Origin of the sequence: Paucibacter sp. JuS9, from assembly GCF_044043925.2 — a bacterium.
Classification (GTDB): Bacteria; Pseudomonadota; Gammaproteobacteria; order Burkholderiales; family Burkholderiaceae_C; genus JAUASW01.
This window is the reverse complement of the sequence record NZ_CP194172.1, coordinates 2,365,437-2,374,468: the sequence shown is the minus strand read 5'-3', so window position 1 is coordinate 2,374,468 and position 9,032 is coordinate 2,365,437. Positions and strand designations below refer to the sequence as shown.

The window sequence follows — 9,032 nt, the reverse complement described above, 5'->3', positions numbered from 1 at the left end:
CGGACTTGACAATCGAGTGGGAATGATTCGACATGTCACAACGCCCCGACAAATTCACCGATCGACTGTTCTTTGCCTTGCGCCCCGACGCAGCAGCTCTGGCGAGCATCCAGGCCGCGTGTGAGCGCCTGCGGGCCGAGCAGGGCCTGCTGGGCCAGCCCCTGAAGGCCGAGGACCTACATATCACGCTGCATCACCTGGGCGATTTCGTGCGCTTTCCGACAGCGCTTGCTGACAAGGCCATGGCTGCCGCTGCGACCGTCGCGGCGCCAGCCTTCGAGATCACGCTGGACCAGGCGGCGAGCTTCAAGCGCCGCACCGTCAAGAACCAGCCCTGTGTGCTGCTGGCCGGCGGCGCAGGCCTGGCCGCGCTGAAGGCATTCCACGGCCAACTGTCCGCGGCGCTCAAGGCCGTGGACCTGTATCGCTACGCCAGCTTCACGCCGCACCTGACGCTGCTTCATGACGCCATTGCGGTCGAGCAGCAGCCTGTCGAGCCGATCCGCTGGGCGGCTGACGAGTTCGTGCTGGTGAACACCCGGCTCGGTACTGCCGAGCATGAGGTGCTGGGCCGCTGGCCCCTGGCCCAGCAATGAGCAAGTGAGCCGGCCTACTTGAAGAACCAGTAGCCGACGACGATGGCGCCCACCAGGCCCACCATGTCGGCTATCAGGCCGCAGGTCAGCGCATAGCGGGTCTTCTTGATGTTGACGCTGCCGAAATAGACCGCCAGCACATAGAAGGTCGTCTCGGTCGAGCCCTGGATGATGGCGGCCAGCTTGCCCTGGAAGGAGTCGACGCCATAGGTCTTCATCACGTCGACCATCAGGCCGCGTGCGCCGCTGCCTGAAAGTGTCTTCATCAGGCCCACGGGCAGGGCGGGCACGAAGTCGGTCGGGAGGCCGACGGCACCCACGCACCAGGCGATGGCACCCACCACGTAGTCCATGCCGCCGGTTGTGCGGAACACCGAGATCGCCACCAGGATGGCCACCAGGTAGGGAATGATCTGGATCGCTACACCAAAGCCTTCCTTGGCACCTTCGACGAAGCTCTCATAGACGTTGATGCGCCGCCAGGCGCCCACGGCAATGAAGGCGACGATGATGCTCATGATCACCAGGCTGCCCAGCAGCCCGATGTAGCGCGACATCTGCTCTGCGGGATAGTTGTGCAGCCAGCCCCACAGCGCAGCCATCAGCGCGCTGAAGCCGCCGAAGAAGGCCAGCATTGGCGCGCTGGTGAGCTTGATCTTCTGCACCCAGGCCACCGCTACCAGGCCGGCCACGAAGCTGATGAAGGTGCCGATCAACGTGGGCAGGAAGATGTCGGCCGCATTGAAGCCCACGATGTGCTGGTCGATGGCGATGGTCTGGCGGATCGCGATCACCGAGGTCGGGATCAAGGTGATGCCCGCGGTGTTCAGCACCAGGAACATGATCATCGCGTTGCTTGCCGTGTCCTTCTGCGGGTTGATCTCCTGCAGTTCCTTCATGGCCTTGAGGCCCAGCGGCGTGGCCGCGTTGTCCAGGCCAAGCATGTTGGCGGAAAAATTCATCACCATCGAGCCGCCCGCCGGGTGGCCCTTGGGCACCTCGGGGAAGATGCGCGAGAAGAACGGGCTGATGGCGCGCGCGAACAGCTGGATCACGCCGGCGTTCTCGCCGATCTTCATGATGCCCAGCCACAGGCTCATCACGCCCACCAGGCCCAGCGAGATGTCGAAGCCCGTCTTGGCGGTGTCGAAGATGCCGCTGAGCACCTGGCTGAAGATCATCAGATCGCCCTGCATCAGGCGTATCAGCGCCACGCCGAAGCCGGCCAGAAAGAAGGCGATCCAGATGTAGTTGAGCACCATGGCGGTTCCGAGTGGAGGGGAGCGGCGAAGCCGCGATTATTCAGGCTGGCGGCAAGGCTGGGTGGCGCTGCCCCATCGCCAACAGATGTCTGGCCATCACCACAGCTCATGCGCTAGGCTCGGCCGATGTCCGCCCCACCTGCAGCAGCAAAGCCGGCCAGGCCCACTGACCGTCTGTTCTTCGCCCTGCGGCCGGATGCAGCCACGGTCGCGGCCGTCAGCCGGCGACTTGATGGCCTGCGCAAGGAGCTGGGGCTCAAGGGGCGACCGCTCCTGGCCGAGCATCTTCACATCAGCTTGCATCACGTCGGTGACTTCGAGAGCTTCCCGGCGGACCTGGTCCATCGCCTGCTGGAAGCTGCGCAGGCTGTGCATGCGCCGGCGGTGCCGATCTGCCTGGATGCGCTGCTCAGCTTCGGCCGCACCAACCGCAGGAACAACCCACTGGCCCTGCTGGCGGGCGAGCCCCTGGAGCCGCTGCGTGCATTTCACCGCAGCCTGGGCGTGCACCTGCAGTCGGCTGGCATCACCGGATTGCAAGGCCGGTTCACGCCCCACCTGACCCTGCTCTACGATGATGCGCTGATTGAGCTGCGGGCAATCGAGCCTTTGCGCTGGACGGCCACCGAGTTCATGCTGATCGACCGGCTGATCGGCCAGACCAGGCAGGTGGTGCTGGGCCGCTGGCCCCTGCATGCCTGAATCCAATCACTGCCATTCAAAGGACCAAGAACCATGCGCGCAGCTTTCAGCATTCTGGGCCTGGTCATCGCGTTTGCGGTGGCCATGTTTGTGATGAAGAACCAGGCCAAACAGTTGCTGCCGCCCGTGCCTCAGCCGGTGGCGGGCACATCTCAAGCCGCCTCATCCGCCGCGCAGTTGCCGCTGCCGGCCGCGGTGGGTGCGCAGGTGCAAGGCGCCATCGACCAGGCCGCGGCACGCGCATCCGAAGCGCAGCCCTGAGGCATCAGGATCTGCCCGGCGCCGCGGTTTCGGCGCGACTGGCGCATCTGCCATGGCAAGCTTGCCAAACAGATCCTGCCGGGCCAAGGCGACCGGTTCTTCCTCTTCCATCATCGGGGCGCAGCGTAGCCGGCTTGCTACACTGACCGCGCCTCTGCCATGACCGACGACCTGCTCCTTCCCGCCGACGAATACGCGATGCGCCTGGCGCTCGATCAGGCCCACAACGCGCTGCTGGTCGGCGAGGTGCCGGTCGGTGCCGTGCTGATGCGCAACGGCCAGGTCATCGCCACTGGCTACAACCGACCGATCACGACGCACGACCCCACGGCGCATGCCGAAATCGTCGCCTTGCGACATGCGGCCACGCTGCTGGGCAATTACCGCCTGCCGGAATGCGAGCTCTACGTGACGCTCGAGCCCTGCGCCATGTGTGCGATGGCCATGATGCATGCCCGTTTGAAGCGGGTCGTGTTTGCGGCGCCCGACCCCAAGACCGGCGTGGCCGGTTCGGTGCTGGACCTGTTTGCCCAGGCCCAGCTGAACCATCACACGGCCGTGCAAGGCGGGGTGCTGGCTGAACCGGCGGCGCGCCTCTTGCGTGAGTTCTTCGCCGAGCGACGTGAGCAGGCTCGCCAGCGTCGCGACCTGGCGCGTGCCGCCGCCACCCAAGATCAAGAGCGCATTCCCACCGGGGATGCCATTCACCTGGACGACATCAAGCCATGACCTCTTTGACCCTGTACACGCCGGCCGGCGTGCTGGCCCAGGCCCAGCCCCTCAAGCGGGCGGCCAAGCGCCTGGCCCAGCTCGGCTTCGAGGTCGCCATCGATGAAAGCGCGCTGGCCAAGCATCAGCGCTTTGGCGGCGACGACGAGACGCGCCTGGCCGCCTTGCACCGCATTGCCAAGGCCAGCCCCAGCGTTGCGCTGGCCTCGCGCGGTGGCTATGGCCTGACCCGGCTGCTGGACCAGATCAACTGGAAGCAGCTCATCAAGAGCACCGAGCGTGGCACGCGCTGGGTCGGGCAGAGCGACCTGACCTCCTTGCAGCTGGGCATGCTGGCACACGCCAAGGACGGCCAGCGGCCGGTCAGCTGGGCCGGCCCCCTGGCCTGCGACGACTTCGGCCGCAGCGAGGAAGAGGGTGGGATGGACGAGATCACCCAGGACTGCTTCACGGAGGCCATGAGTGGCGCGCTGGAGGCCGTGGGCTTCCGCACCGAGGCTGGCTTCGAGGAGCTCGGCGTGCGCGGCACGCTCTGGGGTGGCAATCTCTGCGTGCTGAACTCGCTGCTGGGTACGCCGCATTTCCCCAAGATCAAGGGCGGCATCCTGTTCCTGGAAGACATCAACGAGCATCCCTATCGCGTCGAGCGCAGCCTTCTGCAATTGCAGCAGGCCGGTGTGCTGGATGCGCAGAAGGCCGTCGTGCTGGGTGACTTCAGCGGCTGGCGCAAGTCACCGCTGGACCGTGGCTACTCGCTGAAAGCTGCCATCGAGGCAGTGCGCGCCGCGACCCGCACGCCGGTCCTGACCGGTCTGCCGTTTGGCCATGTGCGAACCAAGGTATGCCTGCCCGTCGGAGCGAAGGCCGAGCTGTATGTGCAGGGGCGCGAGGTCCTGATCGGCTGGGCCAGCGAGCATGGGCATGACAACAATCATCATCATGATCATCACGATGCGCCTGGGCACTCGCATGGCCACTGATTGGGCGCAGGGCGCGCAGACAGTTGCAATCTAGGTAAAAACCCTTGCGCTCCTGAACCCGAGGGGTATTTGGATACCAATAAAATACCAGCAGTCGATGGCTGGGCGTGGCGTGTCTGATCATCAACCGGGAAGCCGCTTGACAAGGGCTCTTTGCAAGGAGGATGGGGAATTCCCCAGGACCAAGCTAGGGGGCTGCTCGTTTATGATGGGAGGCGTTCGAGGGAAGCTGACGAGTAGTTCTGCTACATCGTTCATTGCCGACCCACGGAAGTCGCCCGCAGGTCTTTGGCCGGCGGGCATTTTTGTTGAGTGATGGCTTTCCATCTGACCCAGTGTTTTGAGACTTGATCTTCGTTCAGCCGGCGGCTGCGCAGTGCCCCTCTTGTCGTCGGGGCGCAGTGGTGCGAAAGTGCCAATCCCGCGCAGTCTTGCTGGTGACTTGCATGGCCAGCGGTTTGCAGTAATTTCGGCCCGGCTTCTCGAAGCTGGGGACATTGACAGAACTTTCAACGCGGGCGCTGTGCAGGGTCAACAACCCCCACATCAAATGATGGAAAAGATTGGCAGTCTTATGAAGGAGCGCGCATGAACTTTGCGCAGGAACAGAAGGGTACGTCGCGCGCTACAGGCTTCGGTATCGTGGTGTTGATCCACATCCTGATCATCTGGGCGCTGGCCAGTGGTTTGGCTCGCAAGATCGTCAAGGCCGTGGCCGAGCCGATCGAGACCAAGGTGATCGAAGAGAAGGTCAAGCCGCCGGAAGAGATCAAGAAGGTCGAACCGCCGCCGCCGAAGCTGGACACCCCGCCGCCGCCGTTCGTGCCGCCGCCTGAAGTGGTGATCACCGCCCCGGCGCCGCCGGCCGTGATCAATACGCCGACAACGTCGACACCCCCGCCCGCGGCGCCGATCGCGGCCACGCCGCCGGCCCGCCCGGCTCCGGCTCCGGCTCCGGTGGCCCGTACGGGCCCGGTCACGGCAGCCATGGTCTGCACCAAGATGGGCAAGCCCGAAGCTCCCAGCATGAACTGGAGCGGCGAGGCCCTGATCAAGGCAACTGCCACGGTTCGCTCCGGTCGCGTTGTCTCGGTCGAGTACGCCAGCCTGCGTGGTGGCGTGGAACGCAAGGCGCTGCGCGCCATGCAGCAAGCGATCGACGCGACGCTCAAAGAAGCTTACGAATGCCCGGGCGACCATGTGTTCGAACAGGAATTCCAGTTCCGCATCGAATAAGGCTCGCACCAACAAGCACGCATGGGGTGGCTTGAAAGCAAGCCCCCTCATTCTCAAAAACCGATATCTGATCGATATCCGATTTCTTCCTAGGAGTTGACTCCATGATCTCTCGTATCTCCGGCTTCCTGGCCGCCGTTGCAATGGCCGCGACCCTGGCGCTGTCCTCGCAAGCCTCCTTCGCGCAAGCTGCTGATGCAGCATCTGCCGCCCCGACCACCGAAGCTGCTGCCCCGGCACCTGCTGCCGCTGCTGCTCCGAAGAGCGAAGAGAATCCCTACGGCCTGGGCCACATGCTGTCGCACGGCGACGCCGTGTCCAAGGGCGTGCTGTTCCTGCTGGCCATCATGTCGATGGGTAGCTGGTACATCCTGATCACCAAGCTGTGGGACACGCAAAAGCTGTCCAACGAAGCCAAGGAAGTGCGTGCCACGTTCTTCAAGAAGGCCAGTCTGGCTGATGGCGTCAAGGGTCTGAAGGACACTGGCGCTTTCCGCTTCATCGCTTCGTCGGCCATCGAGGCTTCGGAGCACCATGAAGGCGCCCTGACCGAGAACATCGACCACAGCAGCTGGGTGACGATGAACGTCGAGCGCGCCGTTGGTGAAGTCAACAGCCGCGTCGGTTCGGGCCTGGGCTTCCTGGCTACCGTTGGTTCGACCTCGCCGTTCATCGGCCTGTTCGGCACGGTGTGGGGCATTCTGCAAGCACTGACCGCCATCGGCGTTGCCGGCCAGGCTTCGATCGACAAGGTGGCAGGCCCGGTGGGTGAAGCGCTGATCATGACCGCCATCGGTCTGGGCGTCGCTGTGCCGGCCGTGCTGGGCTACAACTGGCTGGTCAACCGCAACAAGGCCGTCATGGCCGAAGTGCGTGCCTTCGCTGCCGACCTGCACGGCGTGCTGATGGGCAACCGCGCCAAGCGTTAATCCCCGCTTCCCGGAGAACCCATCATGGGAATGAACGTCGGATCTTCTTCCGGCGATGATGAGGTGGTTTCGACCATCAACACCACGCCCCTCGTGGACGTGATGTTGGTGCTCTTGATCATCTTCCTCATCACCATCCCGGTGGTGACGCAATCGGTGAACCTGTCTCTGCCCAAAGAGACAAACATCGTCCGCGTCACCAAACCGGAAAACATCGAAATCGCGGTGACCAAGGACGGCGACGTCTACTGGAACACTGCGCTGGTGCCCGACATGGAAGCACTGGTCACCCGCCTGAAGGAAAAGTCGGTGCTGAACCCTCAGCCCGAAGTCCACATCCGCGGTGACGACCGGTCGCGCTACGAGTCGGTTGGCAAGGTCATCTATGCCTGCCAGCGCGCTGGCATCATGAAGATCAGCTTCGTCACCGAGCCTCCGGCTCGCAACTGAAGCTAGGAGCCAAGCATGGGAATGAATGTAGGTAGCTCTTCGGGCAGCGACGAACCCGAAGTCATGATGGACGTCAACACGACGCCCCTCATCGACGTGATGCTGGTGCTGCTGGTGATGTTGATCATCACCATCCCGATCCAGTTGCACTCGGTCAACCTGGACATGCCGCCGCCGAGCAACCAGACGCCCCCGAAGGAGCCGACGGTTGTTGAGTTGTTCATCGACTTCGACGGCGTTGTCAGCTGGAACGGCGTCCCGGTGGCCAGCATGGCTGAACTGGACAGTCGCCTCGGCGAGCAAGCCCAGATCCCGGTCGCGGACCAGGCTGAAATCCACATCAAGCCGAACAAGCTGGTGGAGTATGGTGTGGTTGCCGCGGTCATGGCCTCGGTGCAGCGCCACGGTTTGACCAAGATGGGCATGGTTGGCAACGAACAGTTCGCCAAGTGATTGCTGTCAAGCTTTGATGAACGCGCTGCCCGCAAGGGCCGCGCGTTTTTTCTTGGCTCTTTGCGCTTTAATTCGTGATCGCCAGGGAGGCTGTGTTGCTCCGGAAGCCTGAAGTTATCAACCAGCGCGCAAAGTGCCTGATCTTTCGCAGGAGATATTCGAGATGAAACTCAAGACTCTGGCCGCGGCCGCCGCCGGCGCCGCCGCCTTCGTGATCGGTGGCACGCCTGAAGGCGGCGTCGGTTTCCCGCAAGCCCAGGCCCAGGCCGAAGGCGTGCGCCCTGAGGTGGGCAAGCATCTGAAGGATGCCCAGACGCTGATCAAGGCAAGCAAGTACAAGGAAGCGCTGGCCAAGGTCCGCGATGCCGAAGGCGTCTCGGGCCGCAACGCGACCGAGAACTCCACCATCGAATACATGCGCATGGCCGCCGCTTCGGGCGCGGGCGATGCCGATCAGGTCGTCAAGGGCTTCGAAGCCCTGAAGGCAGCCGGCAAGATCGACAACGCCAGCCAGATCCGCACGATGGAAACCATTGCCGGCACCTATCTGCGCGCGGGAAATTCGGCCAAGGCGCTCGAGTGGGCCAACAAGTATTTCGCAGCAGGCGGCAACAGCCCGGGCATGAAGCAGGTGCAGCTCAACGCCCAGGTGAAGTCGGGCGACATGGCCACCGTGCTGAAGGACGCCATGGCAGACCTGCGCGCCGACGAGGCTGCGGGCCGTGTGCCGTCCAAGGACAAGCTGGACCTGGCGCACTTCGCTGCACTGAAGCAGAAGGACAACAACGCCGTCGCCCTGATCGAGGAAAAGAAGCTCAACTTCTATCCCACGAAGGACATGTGGACCCAGGTGCTGGCAGGCCTGACCCAGAAGAAGTACTTCTCGGACAAGTACACGCTGGACGTCTACCGCCTGAAGCTTGTCACCGGCAATATCGTCAAGTCCGATGACTACATGGAGATGGCTCAGCTGGCCGCGCAGGCTGGCTATCCCGACGAAGGCAAGAAGATCGTTGAAAAGGGCATTGCAGCCGGCGTCCTGGGTCAGGGTACCGAAGGTGCCCGCCACAAGCGCCTGGCTGACCTGCTGACCAAGAAGATCGCCGAAGCCAAGGCCGCTGCGCCCGAGGCCGAAAAGGTGGCGTCCGAATCCAAGGACGGCACGCCGATGGTCTCGCTGGGCCTGGCAATCGCGTTCCGCGGCGATACGCTCAAGGGTACGCAGATGATCAAGGCGGCCATCGACAAGGGCGTCAAGAGCAACGAAGACGCCAATCTGTACCTGGGCCTGGCCTACCTCAACGGCGGTGACGTCTCCAAGGCGCAAGCAGCCTGGAAGGCAGCATCGCGCGGTGGCGCCAACAATGCCGCTGCCGAGCTGGCGCGCCTGTGGATCGTCCAGTCCCGCAGCGCCAAGTAATGAAGCACGGGCGC

General features: G+C 63.6%; 11 protein-coding genes. 10 read left to right on the top strand and 1 reads right to left on the bottom strand.

The window, feature by feature from the left end:
- The first annotated feature begins 32 nt into the window (after window positions 1-32).
- Window positions 33-596, top strand: a complete 564-nt coding sequence (locus ABT392_RS10630; RefSeq protein ID WP_334275820.1) for a 2'-5' RNA ligase family protein — start codon at window positions 33-35, stop codon at window positions 594-596.
- Window positions 597-610: 14 nt separating this feature from the next.
- Here the strand turns inward: ABT392_RS10630 and ABT392_RS10625 are convergent, their stop codons facing one another.
- Window positions 611-1,858 (bottom strand): nucleoside recognition domain-containing protein, encoded by a 1,248-nt coding sequence (locus ABT392_RS10625; protein WP_334275819.1) that lies wholly within the window; start codon window positions 1,856-1,858, stop codon window positions 611-613.
- 126 nt (window positions 1,859-1,984) lie between these two features.
- On the opposite strand from ABT392_RS10625, the gene ABT392_RS10620 reads away from it, so the two are divergent.
- The 9 genes from ABT392_RS10620 (at window position 1,985) to ABT392_RS10580 (ending at window position 9,018) form a co-directional block, all read left to right on the top strand.
- On the top strand, window positions 1,985-2,560 hold the full coding sequence (locus ABT392_RS10620) for a 2'-5' RNA ligase family protein (protein WP_334275818.1): 576 nt from the start codon (window positions 1,985-1,987) through the stop codon (window positions 2,558-2,560).
- Window positions 2,561-2,593: 33 nt separating this feature from the next.
- Window positions 2,594-2,821 carry a hypothetical protein gene (locus ABT392_RS10615; protein ID WP_334275817.1) on the top strand — a complete coding sequence of 76 codons (228 nt, stop codon included), beginning with the start codon at window positions 2,594-2,596 and terminating at the stop codon, window positions 2,819-2,821.
- 159 nt (window positions 2,822-2,980) lie between these two features.
- Window positions 2,981-3,550 (top strand): tRNA adenosine(34) deaminase TadA, encoded by a 570-nt coding sequence (gene tadA, locus ABT392_RS10610; RefSeq protein ID WP_334275816.1) that lies wholly within the window; start codon window positions 2,981-2,983, stop codon window positions 3,548-3,550.
- The gene (locus ABT392_RS10605; RefSeq protein WP_334275815.1) at window positions 3,547-4,530 is read left to right on the top strand and encodes an LD-carboxypeptidase; all 984 of its coding nucleotides are present in this window, start codon (window positions 3,547-3,549) and stop codon (window positions 4,528-4,530) included. The genes tadA and ABT392_RS10605 overlap by 4 nt, the downstream gene beginning before the upstream one ends.
- 588 nt (window positions 4,531-5,118) lie before the next feature.
- Window positions 5,119-5,766, top strand: a complete 648-nt coding sequence (locus ABT392_RS10600; protein WP_334275814.1) for an ABC transporter substrate-binding protein — start codon at window positions 5,119-5,121, stop codon at window positions 5,764-5,766.
- A 104-nt stretch (window positions 5,767-5,870) separates the two neighbouring features.
- Window positions 5,871-6,695 carry a MotA/TolQ/ExbB proton channel family protein gene (locus tag ABT392_RS10595; RefSeq protein ID WP_334275813.1) on the top strand — a complete coding sequence of 275 codons (825 nt, stop codon included), beginning with the start codon at window positions 5,871-5,873 and terminating at the stop codon, window positions 6,693-6,695.
- A gap of 24 nt (window positions 6,696-6,719) precedes the next feature.
- Complete coding sequence (locus ABT392_RS10590) at window positions 6,720-7,145, top strand: ExbD/TolR family protein (RefSeq protein WP_289253251.1); 426 nt, start codon at window positions 6,720-6,722, stop codon at window positions 7,143-7,145.
- Between the two features lie 15 nt (window positions 7,146-7,160).
- Window positions 7,161-7,598 (top strand): ExbD/TolR family protein, encoded by a 438-nt coding sequence (locus ABT392_RS10585; RefSeq protein WP_334275812.1) that lies wholly within the window; start codon window positions 7,161-7,163, stop codon window positions 7,596-7,598.
- A 163-nt stretch (window positions 7,599-7,761) separates the two neighbouring features.
- Entirely contained in the window at window positions 7,762-9,018 is a 1,257-nt protein-coding gene (locus ABT392_RS10580) for a hypothetical protein (protein ID WP_395385789.1), read from the top strand.
- The last annotated feature ends 14 nt before the right edge of the window (window positions 9,019-9,032 follow it).